Annotated in this window: 17 protein-coding genes and 3 pseudogenes; 8 read left to right on the forward strand and 12 right to left on the reverse strand. The window is 61.8% G+C overall.

Annotated elements, in window-relative coordinates; translation table 11 throughout:
- The 6 genes from EDC31_RS06775 to EDC31_RS06805 all read right to left on the reverse strand — a co-directional run bounded on the left by EDC31_RS06775 (position 1) and on the right by EDC31_RS06805 (position 6616).
- Positions 1-561, reverse strand: a complete 561-nt coding sequence (locus tag EDC31_RS06775; RefSeq protein WP_042059077.1) for a DUF2857 domain-containing protein — start codon at positions 559-561, stop codon at positions 1-3.
- A gap of 11 nt (positions 562-572) precedes the next feature.
- Positions 573-2243, reverse strand: a complete 1671-nt coding sequence (locus EDC31_RS06780; protein WP_042059078.1) for a ParB family protein — start codon at positions 2241-2243, stop codon at positions 573-575.
- Between the two features lie 227 nt (positions 2244-2470).
- The gene (locus tag EDC31_RS06790; RefSeq protein WP_042059081.1) at positions 2471-3340 is read right to left on the reverse strand and encodes a ParA family protein; all 870 of its coding nucleotides are present in this window, start codon (positions 3338-3340) and stop codon (positions 2471-2473) included.
- A gap of 34 nt (positions 3341-3374) precedes the next feature.
- On the reverse strand, positions 3375-3581 hold the full coding sequence (locus EDC31_RS06795) for an AlpA family transcriptional regulator (RefSeq protein WP_042059083.1): 207 nt from the start codon (positions 3579-3581) through the stop codon (positions 3375-3377).
- A 644-nt stretch (positions 3582-4225) separates the two neighbouring features.
- Positions 4226-5125, reverse strand: coding sequence for a LysR family transcriptional regulator (locus EDC31_RS06800; protein WP_042059085.1), 900 nt, complete (start codon positions 5123-5125; stop codon positions 4226-4228).
- Positions 5126-6244: 1119 nt separating this feature from the next.
- Complete coding sequence (locus EDC31_RS06805) at positions 6245-6616, reverse strand: hypothetical protein (protein ID WP_010668705.1); 372 nt, start codon at positions 6614-6616, stop codon at positions 6245-6247.
- 117 nt (positions 6617-6733) lie between these two features.
- Between EDC31_RS06805 and EDC31_RS06810 the strand changes: the two genes are divergently transcribed.
- Complete coding sequence (locus EDC31_RS06810) at positions 6734-7192, forward strand: MarR family winged helix-turn-helix transcriptional regulator (protein WP_010668704.1); 459 nt, start codon at positions 6734-6736, stop codon at positions 7190-7192.
- A 73-nt stretch (positions 7193-7265) separates the two neighbouring features.
- On the opposite strand, the gene EDC31_RS06815 is transcribed toward EDC31_RS06810, so the two are convergent.
- From EDC31_RS06815 to EDC31_RS06825, 3 genes are read right to left on the reverse strand one after another with little or no spacing between them, the layout of a single operon-like run.
- Entirely contained in the window at positions 7266-10427 is a 3162-nt protein-coding gene (locus tag EDC31_RS06815) for an error-prone DNA polymerase (protein ID WP_026200119.1), read from the reverse strand.
- On the reverse strand, positions 10424-11944 hold the full coding sequence (locus EDC31_RS06820) for a DUF6504 family protein (protein ID WP_010668702.1): 1521 nt from the start codon (positions 11942-11944) through the stop codon (positions 10424-10426). The genes EDC31_RS06815 and EDC31_RS06820 overlap by 4 nt, the downstream gene beginning before the upstream one ends.
- Positions 11874-12656: an ImuA family protein gene (locus EDC31_RS06825; RefSeq protein WP_018308150.1), complete on the reverse strand. Its 783-nt coding sequence runs from the start codon at positions 12654-12656 to the stop codon at positions 11874-11876. Before EDC31_RS06825 ends, EDC31_RS06820 begins: the two co-directional genes overlap by 71 nt.
- 197 nt (positions 12657-12853) lie before the next feature.
- Here EDC31_RS06825 and EDC31_RS06830 point away from each other — a divergent pair, with 197 nt between their 5' ends.
- Together EDC31_RS06830 and EDC31_RS18430 are read left to right on the forward strand one after the other, a co-directional pair.
- Positions 12854-13501, forward strand: coding sequence for an SOS response-associated peptidase (locus EDC31_RS06830; RefSeq protein WP_010669086.1), 648 nt, complete (start codon positions 12854-12856; stop codon positions 13499-13501).
- A gap of 9 nt (positions 13502-13510) precedes the next feature.
- Positions 13511-13720 (forward strand): annotated as a pseudogene (locus EDC31_RS18430) (pyridine nucleotide-disulfide oxidoreductase); the annotation flags it as partial.
- Between the two features lie 154 nt (positions 13721-13874).
- Here the strand turns inward: EDC31_RS18430 and EDC31_RS06840 are convergent.
- The gene (locus tag EDC31_RS06840; RefSeq protein WP_042062465.1) at positions 13875-16376 is read right to left on the reverse strand and encodes a protein-disulfide reductase DsbD family protein; all 2502 of its coding nucleotides are present in this window, start codon (positions 16374-16376) and stop codon (positions 13875-13877) included.
- 145 nt (positions 16377-16521) lie between these two features.
- Here EDC31_RS06840 and EDC31_RS06845 point away from each other — a divergent pair.
- Positions 16522-16989: pseudogene (locus EDC31_RS06845) on the forward strand (IS481 family transposase); the annotation flags it as partial.
- A 444-nt stretch (positions 16990-17433) separates the two neighbouring features.
- Here EDC31_RS06845 and EDC31_RS06850 read toward each other — a convergent pair.
- Positions 17434-17628 (reverse strand): hypothetical protein, encoded by a 195-nt coding sequence (locus tag EDC31_RS06850; protein ID WP_018308145.1) that lies wholly within the window; start codon positions 17626-17628, stop codon positions 17434-17436.
- Here EDC31_RS06850 and EDC31_RS06855 point away from each other — a divergent pair.
- Positions 17628-18145, forward strand: a pseudogene (locus tag EDC31_RS06855) (type II restriction endonuclease); the annotation flags it as partial. The gene EDC31_RS06850 and the pseudogene EDC31_RS06855 overlap by 1 nt on opposite strands.
- Positions 18146-18237: 92 nt before the next feature.
- On the opposite strand, the gene EDC31_RS06860 reads toward EDC31_RS06855, so the two are convergent.
- Complete coding sequence (locus EDC31_RS06860; protein WP_018308144.1) at positions 18238-20661, reverse strand: heavy metal translocating P-type ATPase; 2424 nt, start codon at positions 20659-20661, stop codon at positions 18238-18240.
- 43 nt (positions 20662-20704) lie between these two features.
- Here EDC31_RS06860 and EDC31_RS06865 point away from each other — a divergent pair, with 43 nt between their 5' ends.
- The 3 genes from EDC31_RS06865 (at position 20705) to EDC31_RS06880 (ending at position 24099) form a co-directional block, all read left to right on the forward strand.
- Positions 20705-20977, forward strand: coding sequence for a metal-sensitive transcriptional regulator (locus tag EDC31_RS06865; protein ID WP_007284529.1), 273 nt, complete (start codon positions 20705-20707; stop codon positions 20975-20977).
- 486 nt (positions 20978-21463) lie between these two features.
- On the forward strand, positions 21464-23296 hold the full coding sequence (locus tag EDC31_RS06875; RefSeq protein WP_042056440.1) for a copper resistance system multicopper oxidase: 1833 nt from the start codon (positions 21464-21466) through the stop codon (positions 23294-23296).
- Positions 23293-24099 carry a copper resistance protein B gene (locus EDC31_RS06880; RefSeq protein ID WP_023979778.1) on the forward strand — a complete coding sequence of 269 codons (807 nt, stop codon included), beginning with the start codon at positions 23293-23295 and terminating at the stop codon, positions 24097-24099. Before EDC31_RS06875 ends, EDC31_RS06880 begins: the two co-directional genes overlap by 4 nt.
- Positions 24100-24118: the final 19 nt, after the last annotated feature.

Genomic DNA, 24118 nt, shown 5'->3' on the forward strand with positions numbered 1-24118 from the left:
CTAGATCTGGCCTTCATCGATCCATCCACGAATGGCGCTCCAGACGACGGAGAGAGGAAGATCGGTGCTCTCGGCAAGATCGGCCGCGAGCGCGAACATGGTCGTCTCGTCGGTCAGGGCGATTTTTCGCTCCTTGATGGCGGCGCTCCACAATTCCCACAGGTTTGCGTCCTGCTCTTCGGTCAGAACGGGGTGGCGTCCTTTGCGTTTCGGGAGGCCAAGAATGTCGCGGCGCAGGGCGATTTCCTGGTGCGTCAATCCAAAGAATCTGGTGATCAGCTCGGTGCTGGCTCCAAGGCGCAGCAGGCGATCGACCTCTTCGATTTCCTTGGCGAAGCTGTGAATCTGTGACAGAAGACGTCTCAGGACGTCCCGATTGATCGTGACGGAACACCAGCAGATCGCAGCATTTGCCAGAATGGCGACCATGGCCGGGTTCTTGAGCGCGTCCAGGTCCTGTGCATCAAACCCCATTGAGCGGGCGCGGCGTAGCTGCCCGTTCCGCAGGTCATGCAGGGCTTGTGCGATGACTGCCTGGTTGAGAGGATGCGGGCCGGACATCGGAGCGCATCCTAGCGATCGGGCATCGCGGCAGCGCCCGAGACCGGCGTCCGTTCAAGGTCGGTCAGTCGGCGCGCCAGCCGGATCAGGCGAAACAGCTTGACCAGTCCCGCGTCGCTCAGTCTGCGGCTTTCGTGATCCTGCATGGCCGTTCCGATCAGCAGAAACCTCAGATCGCCGTAAACCATCTCCGGGGATGTCGATGCCGGCGCGGTGCCGCTCAGTGCGTGGAGCAGAGACCGGGCCGCCCGCGCCGCGGTCGGACCGCTCTGTTCACCCGCAGCGACGGGCGTGTACCGGCAGACGAAACCGAGGCCGGCATCGTCGGGTGAAACACTCTCGTCGTCGAGACCTGCTTCGTGTGCGATTTCACGGGCGAATTGCGCGATATGGCTGCGTAGCTGCTCGGGCGTATCCAGGTCGGGTTCGATGTGCCAGACGTCCGAGATCGGGTAGAGGCCGCCTGCACGAACGGGGATGGCTTGCAGGACCGTGCTCTCGAAATCAGCGTGGGTCTCGCCGGTGTGTTCGGCGACCAGACGCTGGATGGTGTCGAGCCGGTCACTGCTCCGAACCGGCGAGACCACATAATCATCTCTTCTCGTGGCAGGGAGATCACCGAGCGGGAGGTCATCGTCGCCCTCCGTCGGCAGGGAATCCGCCGTTGGGGTAACGTCACGAGCGGACGCCGGGATGCGGGGCGGAAGAACCGGCGGGTGAGAGACCGCAGGCGTTGACGGTGACAGTATCTGTGATGGTGGTTGGGGCGGGGCGGTCGTTTCGGTGGTAAGCGCCTGCCACCGGCGATCCGAATCAACGATCTCAAGCGCGAGGGTATCGTAATTCTCGCCCAGCAGATCCGCCATCTGACCCACCAGTTCGTCCTGTACGCGCTGCGCCGAGAACTGACCGGGGTCCACATCGAACGCAGAAAGCACGTCCTGGAAGAGTGTCGGAAAATCCGTGGTGCCCGTTGGAGAGGTTTGCCGGCTGTCCCAGCATCTTGACGCCGACCGACGCAACGACGTCAGCTGCTCGACCTGGTGTCGGCCAAGACCCGCATAGAGCACATTCGGAATGGCAGGCAGAAGGTACTGGATCGCCTCCTGCATCCGGCTGATGTGAGGCTGGGGGACTGGATAACCGTCTGTCCGAAGGCGCCGCGCCAGGTCCGATTGCGTCAATGTCCTGCCGGTCTCCTCCTCATACAGTTCACGCGCCTTGGCAACGCCAAGGGCCCGCTCGATGAAGGTCAGTCCGCCGTGAAGTTCGTTCTCCGCGAGGTGCCCGGTGAGTGAGAGGATCTCGCCCCGCTGGGGCCAGGGTCGAAAAAGGCAAGCGATGCGATAGAATCGCTCGTCCCGGGTTTCCGCCCAGAGATCGCGGAGAATGGCGAGCCGCGTATTTCCGCCATTGCGAATGATGTAATGCCCCGCACCCGGTCGACGGGTGATCGGCGGCGGCGCATCGAGACCCCGCTCGCGAATGGAGGTCTTGATATCGTCGTAGAGCGGATTACGGGTGATGCGCGGGTCGAGTTCATAGGGGCGCAACTGGTCGAGTGTGACGACCATGGGGGTGTCGGTAATCGGGTCACTGAGGTTTTCCACGGAAGGCCCCGCATGACGAAAGCCCTCACTGAGCAGCCTGGCGGCCATATCTTCCGCGGATGGATTAGCCATGGCGCGTTCCCTTCTCGCAATGTTGCGCGGAGTGCCGCTGGGCTCGACGAAGCATCGCACGGGCGTTCCGGCCTGAGCGGTGATCGCTGGCGGTGGAAGCGGTAAAAATCGGGGGGAGTCCCTCCTTGACGAATTTCAGGTGACCTCCGGCGGTCCGATGCACCGTCCATCCTGTGTTCAGGGCATATTCGATCAGCGGCAGCAGCCGTTTGTGACCGCGAGCGAGATCACGCGCGTTCGGCATCGACAGATCCTCCCTGTGCTCGTCCGGTGACCAGCGCGAAACGCTCCTGCCATTGCGGGCATAGCTCGGTCGCGACTTCCCGCATGACTTCGAGAGCAGACGGGGCAAGCCGTCCCGACGGGCGGCGGTACTCGACCCTATGCGCGGGAAGACCTTGCGTGGCCGCGCGCGCAATCGATTCGATCGAGGGGACTTCGGCGTCCATGAGATGGATGGCGGCGTGCGGATCATCCGGGAAAATCAGTCGCAGGCCCTCGCCGACGAGGCGGGCCGTGGTCGAGATCGCCGGGACGCGGTTGATCAGAAGGTGAAGCGGCGGAGGTTCGATCCCGAGACGTCGAAACGGCGCCAGGTCCGCGACCAGTTGCAGGGTGCCGCGGCGCAGCTCCCGCGCCGCCAGGATTTCCGGCGTCACGGGTGAGACGGCCAGGTCCGAGGCCAGCAGGGCCATCTCCAGCACGACGCTGCGCGCCCCCTGCGTGTCGATCAGCAGCAGGTCGTAATATGGCCGGAATATCGGCAGCAGGTTGCGCAGCCGCAGCCGTCCATCAGGTGCATGCAGCAGCAGCGTATCCAACTGGTGGTTGGGGTCGTTGGAAAGCACGATGTCCAGGCCGTGTATGACCGTATGCGAGACCAGCTTCTCCAGCGCGCACTCGTTATGGGCCAGGAGTTCATAAACGCCGCCGGCAGCGCGTCGACCGAGAGGATAATATGATGAGAGTGTGGGTTGGGCATCGAGGTCGAGCAGCAGGACACGCAGGCCCGCGTCGGCTGCGAAGCCGCCGAGATTGGCGGCCATCGTCGTCTTTCCGACGCCACCTTTGGTCGATACGATGCAGATACTGTGCATGACACGCTCCTGGAAAAGGTTGGGAGGAGCTGCGTCAGGATCGTTCCTGGAGACGCGCGGTGATCCAGCGGTCGATCTCGTCCGAATCCCAGCCGACAGCACGGATGCCGATGCGGATGGGTTTGGGAAATGTGCCCGCTTTGACCAGCTTGTAGATATGGGCTCTCTTGAAGCCGGTCTTGACCTCGACTTCCGATCGCCTGAGAACACGACGCTCGGACGGAAACGCTGTCTGATGCACGTTACGATCCTTCCTTGACGCTTAGTGGAACTCCCGTGTGATTTTAATCAGGCCGCATCGAGGAGAAGCGCATTCGTCAATGCGGATGCGGAGACGACCCTATTCGCCATGTCTCGGTCTGACCCGGAAGAGGTTCAGGCAGACGGAATCCGGACCAGAATGACTATGCTGGTTGGAAGAGACCAATAAAGCGTCTGTTGAGTCGGTCGGTCACATCGTGCAATGCGATCAACGACCAAGGATAAAAAAACGGCTTTCGGTGAGCCTGTTTTTTGGTTTTCCCAAGTAGAATCCTGCGGGAACGTCTAGCATTATTTTGTTCTGCGCGGATGGAGTTCATGGAAGTAATTTTTCATTATTTATTATGGGAATTATTATAGTCTCATATGTGTAATCAATAATTGATGTTTATATTGTATGGAATCATATTAATTATTAATAAAATGTAGAAAGTTTTATATATCTCGCTTTTCTTTTGAGGGTTATTATTTGGATTATACAGAGAAGGATGCACCCACGTCATCGTCAAATGCCCGGAACGAGGCGCGCGGCTTAGGAAGTCGCCCCGTTCCGGAAGTCAGAAACGACGTTTTTTGCCAATACGGAATGTCAAAAAGGGAGTAGCGCCTTGTCTTGCCCGCCGATCATTCGACAGGACTGTCGACCGAGCGAAGGGCGCGCTCGATGAAACGCTCCAGGCTAGGCGACGGAGAAGGTTCCTTGAACACCAGAAGGATTTCGGCCGGGGAGACGGTGTCTCCTAGCGGACGAAACACGACGTCCGGGTGGGGCTGGGTCAATGCTCGACTTTCAAGGCACGCACCGAGTCCATAGCCTGCTCCGACCAGCATCATCAGGGTGTCGTGACCCGATGCGGTAACGGCCTCTCGGGGAAGCGATGAAGACGTTTCGGCGAACCATTTGCGAAGAAGATAATGTCCGCCCGACCATGTCTCGGGATGACAGACAAGGAAGGAATACGGCTTGGTGTCCCGCAGGTAGATCGTCTCGCGGGCGAGCAGTGGATGTCGGATTGGAAGCGCGACGGCAGGTCGTTCCGTCCATGCGACTGCTTTGGTATAGGAACCTGTTGCCTCGCCATCGAGCGTGAAGGCTGCATCGAGATGCCCTCGCTCAAGCGCGTCGAGCATTTGGCGAACATCCATGGTGGCAATACGAATCGCGGTCTGAGGTTCTTCTTCGCGGCAGAGCGCGAGGAGACGTGCTATGCGCGGTTGGACGAGACCGTCGGTGAGACCGATACGTAATTGACTCCGAAATCCCTTGTTCGCGGAAATGACTTTGTGCTTTACGCTCTCAATGTAATCTAGGATGTGCTGGGCTTCCTCGCGAAAAACCTGGCCCGCAATCGTGAGCCGGATTCGACCCTTGCGTCGATGAAGGAACGGAACTCCGAAATAGGATTCCAGATCGCCGATTGCACGCGAAAGTGGCGATGCCTCGATATTGAGCTTTTCCGACGCGCGCGAGAAATTCAGTTCATCGGCGACGGTCAGATAGTATTTAAGTTGACGGGTTTTCATACAAAACCTCTCCTGGGTCATTACTCTCCCTTCGCGGCGAGGTTAGGCGTCCTGGTTGTTTGACCTTCAATGGTCGATGGTCCCGCTTATGGTCGACATAACCTCGGCGAAGATCGGTGTGGCAGGAGGGGAGCACGGCGATTGTTGGAATCAACACTAATCCAGCGTGTGCGGGCCGTTTACGGAGGAAACCTGAACGTGGCGAACTCGACCTGCTAGAATAACACATCGCGATGCAGTATATTGAAGGATATTCATCGATTAATCAGAGGTTTGTTCAAATAATCTAAAAAGTGGTAAAGATACTGTTAAAAAAGTAACCATTCTGGCTGTTAAACTTCGTCAATTCATTAAATTAATATTTATATATCTTCACTTCCGGACGACTGGGCCCTGTTTGCATTCAACGGAACCAGATCATGACACGGACGATGCGGACGAAGCCCATAAGGGCGCGGAGCAGGCTGGCGTTGTAAGTGATGCCGGCGATGACATGAGGGGCGCCTTGCAAACCGAAGAGGAGAGCTTCGGCCCGCGGCCGGTAGTCATGGTGTCTAGGCGTTAGGTGAACGCAAAGCGGAAGGTCGATTGCATCGGCGGTTGCGTGCCGCTTGGTTGCCAGCCCGCTGCCCGAAGGATCGATTGCGGCCGTCCCTGGAGCATCGAATGCAGCTTCCGAACGGCGTTAATACCGAGGAACTTAATGGCATGATGGTTCCGTTTTCGGCTCCGGACCCACTCAATGGCTTGGCGCGGACGCGCAGGGGAGCGATCCGTCACAATTGACGTTCGTTGCCAAAGCAGGCGAATTAGTCCATAAGCTAGTCTAAATCTATGCTCTGGTGAGTGAAGATCCTCATTGCATTCAATCTGTTAGAAGCGGTTTTCGATTCCCATCGCCCGCTCCAGATTTTCCAAGGAAAATCAGACGGATACGAGGAAGCCGCCGCAAGGCGGCTTTCGTCGTTTTGGGGTGTGGTGTCCACATGGTGTCCACCGCGAGGCTGAATCTGTGATGGCCTTAGCGGAGACACACACTTGTTTTGCGGTCCTGATCGCGCCGTCAATTCGTATCAATCGTTATTGTCGGTGTGCGCGGCTCACATCGGTACTCTGCGCTTATTGCCGTCGAGCAAGGCGCAGACCATCCCTGAAATTCAGGACCAGAAGAGTAAGATTGATAGAGCCGGCCAGAAGTTCGAGCGCCTGTATACTGTAGAATGGCCAACCGAATCGTGATGCCGCCGCGCGGGCGGCCAGAAACAGCGCACACGGTACGAGAACGCAAATCCCGTTGAGGCCGATGATCCGCATACGGCGGAGTTTCACGAGTGCCAGACCACGCGGAGCCCCACTTGTCGCGCGATAGCCCGAAAGCCCCGTTGTGGCGAGACATGGGACCAGGACCAATAATCCCCAGAGGATCGCACGCTTGACTGTGCTGATAATCGAGGCGTCGCCATAGAGTTCTGCGACGACCGAGGCAGTCATGAAACTGCCAATACAAAGGATCGACAGGCTTTCCTGTCACACGATGGAGACGGCGGAGAAGCGTTGGCATGATATGATCCTTGCTTCCTGAAGAGAAGGTCTTTTACATAGCAAGCCATGAAAGAAGATAGCAAGCCATATAAATGGCCGTCCCGAACCGACTCCCTTGGCTATATGGTCAACTGGGCCGCCCGGCTTTTTGCTCGTGAGATGGATGAAGCACTGCGGCCCTTTGGCCTCATGTCCGGTCAGCTACCGGTGATCTTCGCGTTGGCGGACGGCAAGACACGGAGCCAGCGTGAACTGGTGAACCTCGCGGCCGTCGAGCAATCCACGATGGCGAAGACCCTTTCACGAATGGAACGGGACGGGCTGATCGAACGCAAGCCGGATCCGAACGATCGCAGAAGCACGACGATATCGCTATCGCCATTAATGTCTGTCAGGTTGCCGGAGGTTGCGGCAGCCGTGGCGGTCATCAACGCCCGGAGCCATACGCATCTCTCGGAGGAGGAAGGTGAACGACTGCTTGATCTGCTTCACTGGGCGATCAAGGGTCTAGCAGAGAGGCCATGACGCAGATTTCCGATAACCGATGCACGCCTCTTACAATCATGGAAATGCGGCACAACACTCTGGACATCGCACATCAATGGAAATTCCGCGATCGAACTATGATGACGTCATCCGGGTGATGTCTGTCGCTTGGGGTGCCACCATTTGAGCGGTTTCCAACATCGGCGAGTAGTCCCGACTGGTCGATGATCTCCAGAGCGATCAGATGAATCACCTCGCCCTCCTTCTGAAGCCTCCCCTTCACAGCCACCATGCTGGCGGACAGGACCACCGGCCGGAATTTCTCGAAGGTGTCTGCCCAAATGATGACATTCAGCGTCGCCGTCTCGTCCTCCAGCGTCATAAAAACCACGCCTTTTGAAGAACCCGGACGCTGACGCACCAGGACGATTCCGGCTGCCGTCAGCCGCTTGCCATCCCTGGCATTGATTGCGTCCCGGCACGACAGGATGTCATCGCGCCTCAGATCATCCCGCAGAAAGGCAACCGGATGGTCCCGCAGGGTCAGGCCGATACGGTTATAGTCCCGTGCCACCTCGGCGCCGGCCCGCATGGGCTGGAGCAGGACATCCGGTTCCTTTGCTTCCCGGACGATCTCCGCAGCCGCGAACAAGGGCAACGGTTCATCCCGTAGCGCCTTGATCGCCCACAGAGCCTCACGCCGTGCCAGCCCGAACCCCGCACGAAACGCATCCGCCTCGGCCAGGTGGGTCAGGGCAGCGGCCTTCACGCCGGATCGTCGCCACAGATCGTCTATCGACACGAAGGGCCGATTCCCACGGGCCGCCACGATCCGCGCGGCATCCTCATTGGCCAGTCCCTTCACCAGGTTCATCCCGAGCCGCACCGCAAACAGGCCGTTCGCCCGTTCCGGCCCTTCAAGGATGGCCTCCCAGCGTGACCGGTTCACACAGATAGGCCGGACTTCCACCCCATGCGCCTGGGCGTCGCGGACGAGTTGGGCCGGCGCGTAGAAGCCCATCGGCTGGCTGTTCAGCAATGAGGCCAGGAACACGTCCGGATGGCGGCATTTCATCCACGATGACGAATAGGCCAGGATGGCGAATGACGCGGCATGGCTCTCCGGGAAGCCATAGGAGCCGAAGCCCTCAAGCTGCTGGTAGATACGCTCGGCGAATTCCTCCGGATATCCGTTCTCCCTCATGCCTTCGAGCAGGCGGGTCTGGAATTTCGAGACCGTCCCGGTGTTCTTGAAGGTCGCCATCGCACGCCTGAGTTGATCGGCCTCGGCCGCCGTGAACCCGGCACATACCATGGCCACCTGCATGACCTGTTCCTGAAAAAGCGGCACGCCGAGGGTCCGCTTCAGGACTTCCTCCAGTTCCGGGGTCGGGTAATCGGGCTGCTCCAGGCCCTCCCGCCGGCGCAGATACGGATGAACCATATCGCCCTGGATCGGTCCGGGACGGACGATGGCGACCTCGATCACCAGGTCATAATAGGTCCGGGGCTTCAGGCGCGGCAGCATCGACATTTGCGCCCGGCTCTCGATCTGGAACACGCCGATCGTGTCTGCCTTGCGGATCATGGCGTAGGTCCGCGGGTCTTCGGCCGGAATGGTCTGGAGCGTGAAGCGCTGCCCCTTGTGTTCGGCGAGCAGGTCCAGTCCCTTCTTCATGCAGGTCAGCATGCCAAGCGCCAGCACATCAACCTTCATGAATTTCAGCGCGTCGATGTCGTCCTTGTCCCACTCGATGGTCTGGCGATTCTCCATCGCCGCCGGTTCGATCGGCACCAGTTCGTCCAGCCGGTCATGGGTCAGCACGAAGCCGCCCGGATGCTGGGACAGATGACGCGGCACGCCAATCAGGGCACGCGCCAGATCGAGCGTCAGACGGATACGCCGGTCAGTCAGGTCGATTCCGGTCTCGGCGAATTTCTCCGCATCGACCTCGCGCGACCAGCCCCATATCTGTTTCGACAGCAGGGTGATCAGGTCTTCCGGCAGCCCCATCACCTTGCCCACATCACGGAGAGCCCCCTTGGCCCGATACCGGGTGACCACGGCGGTCAGTGCCGCGCGGGTGCGACCGTAATGGTCATAGATCCACTGGATGATTTCCTCGCGACGGGCATGCTCGAAATCCACGTCGATGTCCGGCGGCTCGCCCCGCTCTTCCGAGATGAACCGCTCGAACAGCAATGTCGTCCGCGACGGGTCGATCGCCGTGATGCCCAGCACGAAACAGACAGCGCTATTGGCCGCCGATCCGCGACCCTGGCACAGAATGCCCCGCCGCCTCGACTCGCGAACGATGCTGTTCACCGTCAGGAAGTAGGGCGCGTAGGACATGCGCCCGATCAGCGCCAGTTCATGGCGGAGAATTTCAGCCACGTCCTCGGGGATGCCATCCGTATAGAAGGCTCTCGCACCTTCCCACGTCAGGGCTTCCAGTGCTTCCTGGGGTGTCTGGCCCGGCGTCGTGATTTCATCGGGATATTGATACGCTAGATCGTCGAGGCTGAACCGGCAGCGTTCGACGATCTCCATGCTCCGGTCGATCGCTTCGGGATATCGCGAGAACAGGCGCGCGATTTCCTGGGGCGGCTTGAGATAGCGATCGGCATGACGCTCACGGACGAAGCCAGCCCGGTCTATGGTCGTATTATGCCGAACACAGGTGACGACATCCTGGAGAATGCGGCGGTCATGGATATCGAACAGCACGTCATTGGTGACGACGGTCTTCACCCGGCGCGCATGGGCCATATTCGCCAATTCATAGAGCCGCATCTGATCATTCGGCCGGCGGCGCAGGGTCAGTGCCATATAGGCCCGGTCCCCGAAGGCATCCCGCAGCTTCCGCAGATGCAGGGCGCAGTCCTCGCCGGCGACATCCGGCACCAGCACGGCCTGAAGTCCGTCGCCCCACTCGGCCAGATCGGCCCAGTTCAGCAGGCATTTCCCCTTGCCGGCGCGCGCCTTGCCGATCGACAGCAGCCGACATAAGCGGCCATAGGCGGCGCGGTCCATCGGATAGACCAGGACCGGCGGAAAGTCGGCGAGGTCGAGCCGGCATCCGACCACCAGCCGCATGCCGGTATCTTTCGCGGCGATGTGGGCCTGGACGATGCCGGCCAGTGTGTTGCGGTCGGTGATCCCGATGGCGGAAAGTCCGAGACGTTTGGCCTGGGCAAACAGTTCGGCAGGCGCAGACACGCCCCGCAGGAACGAGAAATAGCTGGTGACCTGAAGCTCGGCATAGCGGGTCATGCGAACAGCCCGTGCATGAACCATCTCTGCGAGCCGGTTTCTCCATGTTCGCCATCACCCTCGCGGAAGACCCAGAATCGGTCGCCGGCCGTGTCCTCGATCCGGAAATAATCCCGCGCGATCGTCAGTTCCGTATCACCCTTCCACCATTCGCCGAAGACGCGCTCAGGCCCGTCGGCGCAGCGCACGCGATGCCGGATACCGCGCCAGATAAAGAAGATCGGCGGCTGGTCCGGCAATTCGGCCATGGCCTGGACAGGTTCCGGCCGGGAAAGCAGCCGGGTCGGTCGTGGCCATCCGACCGGCCAGGTGGCGCCGTCATCCGGAGCCAGTGCCGGCACCCGGCAGACCGACCGCTCGGGAATGTCGCTCTCCACAGGGGCAAACCGGTAGAGCGATTCCCCACCGACGCGATTGGCCAGCGTGTCGATCAGGCCGGAGATGTCGGCTTCTTCCTCTTCGATCAGCGAGGAAACCCGCTGCCTGACCTCCATCGGCTCGGCCAGGACGGCGACCAGTTCCATGCGCTCAATGCCATAGCCCGGATCGATCGTCTCGATCTTCTCGCACAGCAGGCGCGTCAGATGCTTCGCGTCCCTTGCCGGCCGGGCCGTGGCGATCCGGATCGTCTGGGTTTGGCTGTCCAACCGGTGCAACAGGAGGTCGAGCAGCCGTATGCCGTCGCCCCTGGCATCCAGCCCTTCACACAGGACGGGAACCAGCTTGCCGATATAGCGGGCAATGGTCTCGGCCGCGCCGATGGGTTCGGCGAAGTTGCGCGCCACAGAAACCGGATCGACCGGGCGCACGGCCAGGATCGGTTCGGCGATGCGCCCATAAGCCTGGTCCAGACGGCGTTCCAGTTCCGGCCCGAACCGCAAGGTCAGCGGCGCGCGCGGCATGGCGGCCAGCTTGCCGATCCGGGAGATACCCAGCGTCCGCAATCCTTCGATGACGGCAGCCGGAAGCCGCAATGCCTCGATCGGCAGGTTGGAGAGCGTGTCGGGGATGCCTCCGTCGGGCACGATGATGATCCGGCCACGTCCATATCTGGCCAGGGCATGAGCGGCACCCCAGGTTCCGGCGATCGTGACCTTGGCGGTAAAGCCTGAGTCAGCCAGGCGACGGACCACGGCGTCCAGCATCGCCGGCTCGCCACCATGGAGATGATCCGTGCCGGTCGTGTCCATTACGATGCCATCAGGCAGTCCGCCGGATGCGTCCACGGCCACGATCGGCGCGATCCGCCGCTGGAACCAGAGAGCCAGAGCCTCCAGCCCGGCTCGGTCGCCGTCGGGGTCGGCATCCATGATGGTCAGATCGGGATAGAGCGCCTGGGCCTTGGCAACCGGAATGCCGGGCGTCACCCCGATCTTGCGGGCGGCAAGGTCGGCGGACATGACGACGCGACGGCTGCCTTCCCGGCCGGCCAGGGCCAGCGGTGTCTCAGGCGCGGCGTTGCCCAGCTTCTTCCTGATGCGCTCCGTCGGCCACAGAGGCAGGTAGAGCGACACCACACGATTCGATCCTCCCGTTGGCATCGCACCCCTCCACCTCGAAATCCGCGCATTCCCCCGATCGCGCGCGCAGCAATTCCAGCATCCACCGGGGCCGCTCCACGCCGGGCACGGGAAGCGGCGCGGATGGCAGGACAGAGACCCGCCAGCGTGTGGTGCTGGCTGTCGGCTGTCCGAAATCGGCGGCTTCCGTCTGGCGGCGCCATCTCCGGACAGCCAGGCCGATGGTCCCGGTTCCCTCGGCCGCGATCTGCAAGCGCCGCGAGGCCGTCATCGTCAGTCGCCCGACCTCGGCGACCACGGACCCCAGCCCGCCATGTCGCAGACCTTCCTCGAAGCAGGCCAGGGCGTCGTTGTCCGAGGATGCTTCAACGTGGATGACCCGGCGAGCGGCCAGTCCGGCCTGATCGAGAGCCGGCGCGAAGATGTCCTGCCGGGTGACGATCCACAGCACCTTGCCTCTGGTCCGGCCGGCAATCCCTGCGGCGAACAGGGCCGCAGCCGTGGCGTTGAGGGCGTCAGTCCCGCCACCGGCCACCTCATGAAGCGCGCCCAGGACCAGGCCGCCACCCGGTAACCTCGCGTCGATCTCCTTCACGCCGAATGGCAGGACGGCGCGTTTATGGCTTTTGTGTCCTTCGAGCCGGGCAATGGTCGCCTGAAGCGCTTCCAGGGCGGGCTTCTTCCGGGCTGGGCTCCCTTTCGTGGTCATCTCGAATCCGTCCGATGCTGGCGGCGTCAGTAGCTATATGTTCATGGTTTGTTCCTAACGCGCGATAAGAGTCAAGGCACGATTACCGGAGGTGTGACACAGTGCAGGGAATAGCTGAGGCCCAGCTATGTCTCTGATATCTGTAAAGCTTTGAGTCTCAGGGATTTTTTCTGGCCGACGACGGAAGGACGGCACCGATGTGCAACCTCTACTCCGTAATGACGAACCAGGAGGCGATCAGGATGATCGCCAGGGTCATGATCGATCATATCGGCAACCTGCAACCGTTGCCCGAGGTGTGGCCGAATACAATGGCCCCAATCATCCGCAATGCCGAGGGCGGCAGGGAACTGGTCATGGCCCGCTGGGGAATGCCGACGCCACCCGGCATGCTCAAGGGCAGGAAGGTGGATCGGGGCATAACCAATATCCGGCATATGGAATCGTCCTGGTGGCGGCGATGGGAAGGCGTGGAACATCGCTGCCTGGTGCCGCTGACGGCGTTTGCCGAGCCCGAACATCTGCCCGAAGGTGGAAGTCGTCAGGTCTGGTTCGCCAGAGCGGATGGCGAGCCGCTGGCCTTCTTCGCCGGTCTGTGGTGCCGGTGGACGTCGGTCAGGAAACTGGCTGACGGCGAGACGACAAATAACCTGTATGGATTCCTGACCACTGAAGCCAACCGGGAGGTCGGTGCTATTCATCCTTGGGCCATGCCAGTTATCCTGACGCAGCAGGAAGATATGGATCTGTGGATGACAGCGCCGGCACCTGAGGCCTTGCAGGTGCAGCAGGCATTGCCGGACGGAGCGCTAATAGCGATTGCTCCACCCACGGGGGTTGCTTGATGGCGCCTCTACGAGGCGCGCTATGCGCCGCCGATCCACCGCCCCGTAATGGTCGGACGTGTGGAACGCACTGACCAGAAATTCCTGAATGTCAGCACCAGCGTGGGTGATTTCCTAAGCCGCGCGGTCATCGGCGCCACCGGCACATGGTCTGCGCCCTTCATCCCCGATTATCCGGGCCGCGAATTGTTTGCCAGAACGCAAATCCACTCCTCCCATTCCGACCCGCGCTCTCCGCATTTGCGCCGCTCGACGTGATCGAGCCGGACGGGCTGATCCGCGTTAACGGGCAGCAGGTTGAACTGCCCCGGAGCTTTTGGGGCCGTTTACACCCTGCCCGGGCCGAGCCGGGGCTGGTACAGCCAGCGCCCGGTTATTTGTCGTGGGGCGTTATGGTGCCTATGACCAGTCCGGGCGTCAGTATCTGTGGCAACACCACTGCCGCGCCATGTGCGGGCACAAACAGGTAGAATGGCACGCCATCGCGCCCATGTTTGCGCAAAAACGCGGTTATGGCGGGGTTGCGCTGTGTCCAGTCCCCCCGGAGCGTTATTACGCCATAGCGTGCCATGGCTGCCTGTGTCGCCTGTGTGTTGAGCGCCATGCGCTCATTGACAAGGCAGGTGATGCACCATGCCGCCGTCATGTCCACAAACACGGGTTTGCCCGCATTGTGCAGGGCGCGCAGTCGCTCCTCGGAAAAAGCCTCCGTGCCGGAGGGGAGGGCTGAAAGGCCCGGACCCGAGGCGGAGGGCGGGTTGGCGCCAGCCTGCGGCGCCTGCTCTAGCAGGGCGGGCAGCAGCGCCATGGCCGCCAAAAGCCCCAGCAGGGCCACGCCATACAGGGCCGTGCAGTCCCGGTCATGGCCCGCATGGAGCTGGCGCCTTTGGGTAATGCCGTAAACCCATGCCGCAAAGGCCAGGAACACCATGCCCGATGATACAAGCAAAACCGTTGTGGCCCCACCCTCCACCGCTGCGACCCACAGCAGCCACACGCAGGTGCCCAGTAACGGAAAAGCCAGAAACTGGCGCAGGTAGTCCATCCATGCGCCGGGGCGGGGCAGGCTTTTGGCCAGCGCGGGGCAAAAGGCCAGCAGCACGTAAGGGGCGGCAAGCCCGATGCCAAGTGCTGCGAAAATGACCAGTCCGGTTGCCGGGGGACCGGCCAGCGCCCCGGCAATGGCCACCCCCATGAACGGCGCGGTGCAGGGCGAGGCCACGGCCACGGCCAGCAGCCCGGTCAGCAGGTCATGCACCAGCCCGTGCCGGGGGGAGGAGGATAGGGCGAAGGCGGGCGGCAGGAAGACAAACACCCCCAGCAGGTTAAGCGCCATGGCGAAGATCAGCCATGTGATCATGCCCACGAACATCGTGGACTGGAACTGGAACCCCCAGCCAGTGGCGGCCCCGCCCAGGCGCAGCGCCATGACCAGCGCGCCAAGGGCGGTAAAGCCCAGAATAACCCCTGCGGCATAGCTGATGGCGCTTTGCTTTTGGTGCAGGCGCTCACTCTGGCCCATGCGGGCGACGGCCAGCGCCTTCATGGCCAGAATGGGAAAAACACAGGGCATCAGGTTCAGCACCAGCCCACCCAGGAACCCCAGTACAACAAGGCGGAACAGGCCAGACGCACTTTCCCCCCCGCCATGGGGCGGCCCCGGCACGCCATTGCCGAGCGCTGCCAGATGGCCCGCCATCGGCTGCTCCCCTGCCGGATAGTCCCCTGCCGGGTCTGGGCTGGTCGCCCCCATGGCGGTTCCCGTTGCGGTCCCCGCTGTGGTCCCTCCTGTGGCGGTTCCAGCGGCGGCTTCGGCAGCGGTCCCGGAGGTGGTTCCTGTGTTGGGCTCGGTGGCAGGCCGGGCCGATGGCGCAATGGAGGGCTCACTGGCCATTGGGGGGGGCAGCGGGGTGGCCCGCACGCTCAGCGCGCGCTCCGTCCCATCGGGGGCCTTGAGCACCAGAATACCCGACAACGGCTTTGCAGGCGTAAAGTCAGCCGTGGGGTCAAGGCGCAGGGCAAGGCCCTCGGGGCCAAAGAGCAGGGCTTGCGGTGCGGCTTCCCCAATCCGCCCGCGCTCTTGCGGCATGAACCAGGCTTGCGCGACGGACTGGCGGTTCAACTCCCTGCCCTGAACGCCAAGTACCCCTGTGGGGCTGATGCTCACCGGGTAGGGCGAGGGCACGGGCGTATGCTGCTCCGCCTGTGTAAACAGCCCCACCTGCGCGGACGGGCGAGGCGCGCCCACGGGCAGGGCAAGCGTGAATGTTCCTTCCTCGGGAATACAGCTCTGTGCGCACACCAGCCAGTTGGCGTGGGCGCTAAGGGTTGTCAGCCCTTGCGCGCCCAGGCCGTCGGGCGTTTGCCCCGGCTGGGCCGCCGGTGGACGTCCCGCTGAAGGTTCCACAGGGCGCACCATTGGGAGCACCACTGGCAGCACCACATCGCCCGTATAGGCATAGGACATCAGGGAGGCGTCCCTGATCCGCTGCGGCGTGGGCCAGACAATGGTTTGCGCCTCGCCCCTTAACGCGCCCGTTGCGGTTATGCGCAGGGTCGCGGGGTCTCCCGCATCACCGGGGTTGAGCCAGTATGTGTGCCAGCCGGGCTTGAGCCGCAGGCGCAGGGCCACATGGAGGGACGAGCCGGGGCTGGCGGTATCGGACGCGCTTATCAGGCTGGCCGTGCTGTGCGCGCTGATGGCGGGCGCGCTTTCCGCCCCCCAGGCGGCAGCAAGGGGAGGGAGCCCCGCGCACGCCAGCAGCCCTGCCAGCCCCTTGCCCAGCGCGCCCTGCCATCTCCTGCCCGCGCGGGCGCGGGTGGGGTGAGCTTTCTGGCTAGGTTGGCGCGAGGGAAAAGGGAGAGGGCCGCTCATGAGCGTCAGGCTTTCAACACGGTAGGGGCGGACACACCCAGCATACGCGCAGCCGACGGATGGGGGAACAGGGCAGGCGGTTTCCTAGATGTTTAGTCCCGGGTTTTGATGGTGCATTATTTTCACGAGAGTGGAAGGATGCGCTATGGGCCAGGTTCACCACGGATGCGCCACGACGACAACGGCAGTCCGTCGAGCGATACAGCATAGTCAAGAGAGCCTGAGAGCTCTGGCGGAACGCCACGGGGTCAACCCGAAGACAGTCGCCAAATCGAAGGGACGGCCCGATACAGCGGATCGACGCACTGGCCCGAAGGCTCCTCTTTCGACGGTCCTGTCGATCGAGGAGGAGGGCATCGTCGTGGCGTTCCGCCGCCATACATTATTGCCCCTGGACGACTGCCTTTACGCGCTACAGGCGACGATCCCGCATCTGACGCGCTCTTCATTGCATCGTTGTCTTCAGCGCCATGGAATCAGCCGTCTGCCCGACACCAAGGGCGACAAGCCCAGGCGCTCGAAGTTCAAGACTTATCCGGTCGGCTATTTTCATATCGACATCGCCGAAGTCCGCACCGCAATGGGGCGTCTCATCATCCTGAAAACAGCCGACTTGTATGGCCAGGCTTCCGAGCACCGCGCCGAAACAGAATTTTAAGCTCCCGGGAGCCTACATCACGCGTCTCGACATTGATTAGATGCTATAATGTGAATACTCTCATTAGGTGAACTAATTAATTGACGCGCGAATTAGACTGTTCGAGAGCTTATCCGCCCAAATAATGAGATTCAGCGTCGCGGTCTGTCGACGGTTACCCTGATTAGGACCGGGAGGTGAAATTCAATAAATGTCATATTGGTCGCGATATGTGCTCGCACGTCGTGGGCTTCGATCATTCACGATGCACTCTGTGCGATCGTCTATCCATCCTGTGACGGCTTCCTGCACGACATCGTATTCATGGCTGTTGCAGATTGCATCGGCTTTGAGTTTACAAGAATAGAAAGCAGACCAGTCATTGAATGGTGATTAGACAGTCTCTCCCGATGTCTTTCTTTACGGGTGGCTCTCCTTGTCGGACGACGCCTTGTCATCCCCAATGAGATTGCACGCGGCCACCGGCCGGCGATGATTCGCGTCCCCGTTAATGCAAAGCTCAAACGTATCGTGGCGCACCTGCTGCCCTGCTTTCGTCTTGAGGAAAAACGGAGCGAGTTGTTCAGCGCAATGGCCGCCGTCGCGAACATCCATATAATGCCCTGACCGGATCAAAGGTGAAGCTGGGGCGATGGGAGGAATATCTTGCCATGCGGCAGGGCATCCTGAAACTGAATGCGACCTATCGTTCGCGGCTTTCCAATGATCTGGGTGGCTGCCTGTCGGTGTTGCCTGGGTTCACGACGGAAACGCAGGGAGCGGAATCCGTGCGTCTGATCGATGTTCTGTGGCTTGATCGGGAAAGCCACAGGGTTGTCGCAGCCTTCGAGGTTGAGCATTCAACGACCATCTATTCCGGCATCGTGCGGATGCTGGATCTTGCTCGCGGGTCAGAGGCGCAGGCTTTGGAGGGACTGCTCCTTGTCGCGCCGGATAAGCGGGAAGCCGATGTACGGGAACAACTGTGGCGGCCGGCTTTCAGTAGGATTGCTGACCTGAAAGTCCGGTATCTGCCTTACGGGCGCTTGAGAAGGATCGTAAGGCCATTGAGCGCTTTGGGCAGGGTATAAAACCAATTCAAGCTATATCCCATCTGGCGACTCCTGCATGAAAATCTATGCTCCTGTAATGAACGGGTCTTCGCTTCGTGTGGGTTCCTGTCGCGGATAGGCATACCTTCCGAACGAAATAGGCAATCTGCTTTCACCGAAGTCTCAGGGCATTGAGCCGCAGTGCGTTTGTCACGACGGCCAGGGAGGACAGGGCCATCGCGCCTCCCGCGAACATGGGCGACAGCGTAAGGCCAAAGACAGGATACAGTACGCCTGCGGCAAGTGGGATGCCGATCCCATTGAACAGGAAAGAAAATGCCAGATTCTGCCGGATGTTGCGCATCGTCGCCTGTGCCAGGCGGCGGGCGCGTACCAATCCGGCGAGGCTGCCTTGTGCCAGTGTCATCCCGGCGCTTTCGATTGCGACATCGGTGCCTGTGCCCATGGCGATTCCGATATCGGCGGTGGCCAGGGCCGGCGCGTCGTTGACTCCGTCGCCCGCCATGGCGACACGGGCTCCCTTCTGTTGCATGTCACGAATGATCGCGGCCTTGTCCTCAGGCTTGAGGTCGGCATGTACCTCGTCGATTCCCGCCTGCCGGGCGACGACTTCCGCAGTCCGGGCATTGTCGCCCGTCAGCATCACGATCCGCATGCCGGCTGCGTGCAGTGCCGCGATGGTCTCCTTCGCGTCGGTCTTCAGCGGATCGGCCACGACCAGCAGCCCAGCGGCCTGTCCGTCGACGCCGACGAACATGACGCCCGCGCCCTCCGCCCGGTGGGAATCCGCGACAGGGATCAATGCCGACGCATCGATGCCCTGCTGCCGCATCTGGGCTTGGTTTCCGACGACGACGGCATGGCCGTCGACGGTGCCGGTCACGCCCAGGCCGGTCTGAGACGCGAAATCCCCGACCGGCGCGGCCTGAAGGCCCTGCGCCGTCATCGCGGCGACCAGTGCCTGGGCCAGCGGATGCTCAGATTGTGTTTCCAGTGATGCCGCCAGCCGCAGGACGACGTTGGAATCCCATGCACCTGATGTTTCGGTCGCGATCAGCCGGGGCTTGCCTTCGGTTACGGTGCCGGTCTTGTCGATCACCAGCGTATCGACCGTATCCAGCGCCTGCAGGGCTTCGGCGTTGCGAACCAGCACGCCGGCCCGCGCCCCGCGCCCCATGCCCACCATGATCGACATCGGAGTGGCCAGGCCCAGCGCGCACGGGCAGGCGATCACCAGGACCGCAATGGCGTTCAGCAGTGCGTGTCCGAAGCGCGGTTGCGGACCGACCAGAAGCCAGACGACGAAGGTCAGAAGGGACACAAGCACGACCAGCGGCACGAACCAGCCGGAGACCCGGTCCGCCACCGCCTGGATCGGTGCGCGCGTACGCTGGGCAGCCGCCACCATGCTGACGATCCGGGCCAGCATCGTGTCCGAGCCAACGGCCTCGGCTGTCATCAGCAGGCTGCCGGTGCCGTTGATGGTTCCACCCGTCACCTTGTCACCCGGTCCCTTGGCGACAGGTGCTGGCTCTCCTGTCAGCATGGCTTCGTCCACGCTGGAGCGCCCGTCCATGACGGTGCCGTCCACCGGGATGCTTTCCCCCGGCCGGATGCGGAGCCGATTGCCGGGCACGATCTGGGCCAGCGGTACGTCGTCCTCCCGATCCAGCGCGCCGACCCGGTGTGCGATTTTCGGTGCGAGATCCAGCAGCGCGCGAATGGCGCGACTGGTACGGGCGCGGGCGCGCAGTTCCAGGACTTGCCCGGCCAACACCAGGGCCACGATAACACCGGCGGCTTCGTAATAGACCGGGACCGACCCGTCATGCATGCGGAAGGCAGCAGGGAACAGGCCAGGGGCCACTGTCGCGGCGATGCTATAGAGAAAGCCTGCGCCGACGCCCAGCATAATCAACGTAAACATGTTCAGATGCCGGGTGCGGAGCGACATCCAGCCGCGTTCGAGGAACGGCCAGCCGGCCCACAGCACGATTGGCGCCGTGAGCGCCAACTGAATCCAGTTCGTCAGGCCGCCATCGAGAAATGCCAGCCCTCCCATATCCGCCGCCATGGCGATGATAACGAGCGGGACCGCCAATATGCTCGCCCCCCACAGGCGCTTGCTGAAATCCACGAGTTCCGGGTTAGGCGTGTCGGCGTCGGATGGCTCCTCCGGTTCCAGCGCCATGCCGCAGATGGGGCAGGAGCCGGGGTGATCCTGTCGGATCTGAGGGTGCATCGGGCAGGTCCAGATCACCCCGACCCGTTTGGGCTGAGACTTGATGGGCGTCGTGTCCGCCTTGTGCAGGTAATGACAGGGGTCGGCTTCGAACTTTGTCTGACAGTGCGCGCTGCAGAAATACCAGGTCTGGCCATCATGGTCGGCATGATGCGTCGCCGTCGCGGGGTCGACTGTCATGCCACACACGGGATCCTTGACCGGGCGCGTCTTAACTCCGGTCGCTGCCGGGGTGGGACCCTCTCCATGGAGATGGGACGCGCAAGCTGCTGTATTGTCGTTCGTCATGAGGTCCCCTTGTTTGTGGCCGCCACGCGGCGCCAGACATGCCATAATCGCTTGCGCTCCATGGTATGCCCCTGTAGGGTATAGTGCAATGAGGCAGTCACGGGTAAAGATTTCGCAGGGCCTGAAACGGGTCGAAGGTCAGGTGCGTGGCATCCAGAAAATGGTGGACGAAGACCGCTATTGCGTGGATGTTCTGCTTCAGCTTCGGGCCGCCAAGGCGGCGTTGCATCGGCTCGAGGGGCTTGTTCTGCGCGAACATATCGCGGGCTGCGTCGTGGAGGCGATCGAATCCGGCGATCCGGTGGAACGTCAGGAAAAGATCGGGGAACTGATCGAAACGGTCAGCAAGATGACGGGGTAGATGTGCAAGAAATCGGCGCGACACGGTTGGGACGGTTGCTGGCCTGCCTGCTTCTGCAGGTGGGACTGATGCTGGCGTCCGTCATGCCGGGTCATGCCGCCACGTTGTCTTCTACAGTTGCTTTGGTTACCCAACCGATGGTTGACATGCCAGGGATGCAGATGCCATCCCATACGGATGCGACGACCGCACATTGCAATCATGAACCGTGCCACGACCATCATCCATGTCATCATTGCGGCGATTGCTGCGCCCAGGGTGCCTGCGTCGCCAATTGGCTGATGCCGCCCTCCGTGACCAGGGCGTTTGATTACTCAGGTGTTACGGCACCTTTCGGCCTGTCTCGTTCGGATCGCATCGTCGGTCATGGGTTCGCGCCGGCCCTGCCACCGCCCAGAGAGATGGCCTGATTCTGTTCTGACAGTCTCAGGGCTGGTCATGGACCTATGACCGGCTCCGCCTTCTCTCTTTTGCGGACTATTATTCATCTCAATACGATCCCTTGCGGGACGGAGCGCGATCACGCGCCGCCGTTTCGTCGTCGGGACGGGCCTGTGGGGAGCGGCGCTGGCCCTCCCGCAGGGCAGCGCGAGCGCCTACGCTTCGGTCTATACACCGGCGTCGGGGCGGCCCGACCCGCTGCCTGGTACCCGTTTCGACCTTACGATCGGTTCTGTACCGATCAATATCACCGGTGCGCGCATGCACGCGGTGGGTGTGAACGGCTCCACGCCCGCGCCGATCCTGCGCTGGCGTCAGGATGACACGGTCGAACTGAACGTCACCAACCGGTTGGATGAGCCCAGTTCGATCCACTGGCACGGCCTCCGGGTGCCGGCCCACATGGATGGCGTGCCCGGTCTGAGCTTTGGCGGGATCGCGCCGGGTGACACGTTCACCTATCGCTTCCCGCTGCATCAGAGCGGCACTTACTGGTATCACAGCCATTCCGGCTTCCAGGAGCAGACGGGCCTGTATGGGGCTCTGATCATCGACCCGAGAGACGGTTACGCGCAGCATTTCGACCGCGATTATGTGATGGTATTGTCCGACTGGACCGACGTCGATCCCGAGGACATCGTCTCAAATCTCAAATTCCAGAGCGATTACTACAATTTCCGCCAGCGTACGGTGGGCACGTTCTTCCGTGACGCGCATCGGCAAGGGCTGGGTGCGACGATCCGGGATCGCCTGCAATGGGGTGCCATGAACATGGCACCGACCGACATTCTGGATGTGTCGGGCATCATCTACACCTACCTGATCAACGGCCAGTCTCCCGGGGCAAACTGGACTGGCCTGTTCCGACCGGGCGAGCGCATACGCCTGCGCTTCATCAATGCGTCGGCGATGACGCTGTTCGACGTGCGGGTTCCCGGCCTGACGATGACCGTCGTTCAGGCCGACGGCAATGACGTGGAGCCCATCCCTGTCGATGAATTCCGCATCGGACCTGCAGAAACCTACGATGTGATTGTCGAGCCCACCGCCGATGGACCGTACACGGTCTTTGCGCAGGCCGAGGATCGCACCGGATACGCGCGCGGCACACTCGCCACCCGTCCGGGCCTTGCCGGGCCGGTTCCCCCCATGGACCCGCGCCCGCTGCGCACCATGACCGACATGGGCATGGGGAATATGGACATGAAGGGCGGCATGGCAGGCATGGAGATGGGGAGTCCGCCGGGGAAGCCCGGTGATGCCCCTGCCAGCGGCGGCATGGACATGGATCACATGGATATGAAGCAGGCCAACAGGCCCGGAGCCGCCGCGATGGATATGCCGGGCACGGCGGCTGCGCCGCGGCATAAAACAGAGCTGAAGCCCGGCGTCGCGGTGCAGAGTGTCGCCATGATGCCGATCAACCGGCTGGCGGAGCCGGGCGACGGGCTGGAGAATAATGGTCGCCGCGTTCTGACCTATGCCGATCTGCGGGCCACGATCCCGGGCGCGGACCCACGCCCGCCGTCGCGCGAGATCACCCTGCACCTGACCGGCAGCATGGAACGCTTCATCTGGGGATTTGACGGCAAGAAGTTCTCGGAAGCGGAACCGATTCGTCTGACTTTGGGCGAGCGGGTGCGCTTCGTCCTGATCAACGACACGATGATGGAGCACCCAATCCATCTGCATGGATTGTGGAGCGAACTGGAAAATGGGCAGGGTGACTGCCGACCCTACAAGCACACGATTACCGTCAAGCCGGGTGAGCGGCTGAGTTACCTGGTCACGGCGGACGAACCCGGGCTGTGGGCGTATCACTGCCACCTGCTCTACCACATGGAGGTGGGCATGTTCCGCACGGTGGTGGTGTCGTGATCCGGGGTCTGATAGGTGGCACGGTCCTTGCCGCTGGACTGGCTACCGCGGTACCTGGCACGGGACGCGCCCAGTCAGTCCCGGCACGCCAGAGCGAAGGAACCCAGGAAGCGCAGACCGCCTCGGCTCCCGCGCCCGTGGTCTATGTCAACGGCATCCAGCCGGTCATGGACCATAACATCTATGTGCATGCGCTGCTCGACCAGTTCGAGGCGCGCTTTGGTGCCGATGGCGGGCAGTTCCGTTACGATGGGCAGGCTTGGTTCGGCACCGACTACGACAAGCTCTGGCTGAAATCCGAAGGCACGGTCGGCACAAACGGCAAGTTCGGTGATGGAGATCATGAGGCCCTCTATGATCGTGCCATCTCCCGGTATTTCGATGTCCAGACTGGCGTGCGTCTCGATATTGACAACGGCCCCACACGGGCCTGGGGCGCGATCGGGGTCGAGGGACTGGCGCTATATTTCTTCAATGTGGAGGCCACGGCCTATTTCAGTGACCGAGGCGCTGCGGGGCGTCTGCAAGGTTCCTACGACATTCTGCTGACCAATCGCCTGATCCTCCAACCCCAGGTAGAGATGAACTTCTATTCCGCGTCCGATCGTGCGCGCGGGGTCGGAACCGGGCTGTCCGATATCGATACGGGATTGCGGCTTCGCTACGAATGGCATCGGAAATTCGCGCCTTATATCGGCGTGAGTTACTCCGGCACGTTCGGTCAGGCCGCCGACATGGCGCGTTCAAGGAATGAGCGTGTCCATGACCTGAATTTCACCTTCGGGATCAGGACGTGGTTCTGACTATTCCTGCCCGATGTGA

It is taken from the genome of Acidomonas methanolica, from assembly GCF_004346035.1.
Lineage (GTDB): Bacteria > Pseudomonadota > Alphaproteobacteria > Acetobacterales > Acetobacteraceae > Acidomonas > Acidomonas methanolica.

Bases quoted from the DNA above. Each gene is read 5' to 3' on its own strand.
- EDC31_RS06840 (WP_042062465.1), bottom strand. From the start codon at position 16,376: ATGAGCGGCCCTCTCCCTTTTCCCTCGCGCCAACCTAGCCAGAAAGCT.
- EDC31_RS06850 (WP_018308145.1), bottom strand. From the start codon at position 17,628: ATGGATGTTCGCGACGGCGGCCATTGCGCTGAACAACTCGCTCCGTTT.
- EDC31_RS06810 (WP_010668704.1), top strand. From the start codon at position 6,734: ATGAAAGAAGATAGCAAGCCATATAAATGGCCGTCCCGAACCGACTCC.
- EDC31_RS06805 (WP_010668705.1), bottom strand. From the start codon at position 6,616: ATGACTGCCTCGGTCGTCGCAGAACTCTATGGCGACGCCTCGATTATC.
- EDC31_RS06800 (WP_042059085.1), bottom strand. From the start codon at position 5,125: ATGAAAACCCGTCAACTTAAATACTATCTGACCGTCGCCGATGAACTG.
- EDC31_RS06860 (WP_018308144.1), bottom strand. From the start codon at position 20,661: ATGGCATGTCTGGCGCCGCGTGGCGGCCACAAACAAGGGGACCTCATG.
- EDC31_RS06825 (WP_018308150.1), bottom strand. From the start codon at position 12,656: ATGACCACGAAAGGGAGCCCAGCCCGGAAGAAGCCCGCCCTGGAAGCG.
- EDC31_RS06775 (WP_042059077.1), bottom strand. From the start codon at position 561: ATGTCCGGCCCGCATCCTCTCAACCAGGCAGTCATCGCACAAGCCCTG.
- EDC31_RS06830 (WP_010669086.1), top strand. From the start codon at position 12,854: ATGTGCAACCTCTACTCCGTAATGACGAACCAGGAGGCGATCAGGATG.
- EDC31_RS06790 (WP_042059081.1), bottom strand. From the start codon at position 3,340: ATGCACAGTATCTGCATCGTATCGACCAAAGGTGGCGTCGGAAAGACG.
- EDC31_RS06780 (WP_042059078.1), bottom strand. From the start codon at position 2,243: ATGGCTAATCCATCCGCGGAAGATATGGCCGCCAGGCTGCTCAGTGAG.
- EDC31_RS06815 (WP_026200119.1), bottom strand. From the start codon at position 10,427: ATGACCCGCTATGCCGAGCTTCAGGTCACCAGCTATTTCTCGTTCCTG.
- EDC31_RS06865 (WP_007284529.1), top strand. From the start codon at position 20,705: ATGAGGCAGTCACGGGTAAAGATTTCGCAGGGCCTGAAACGGGTCGAA.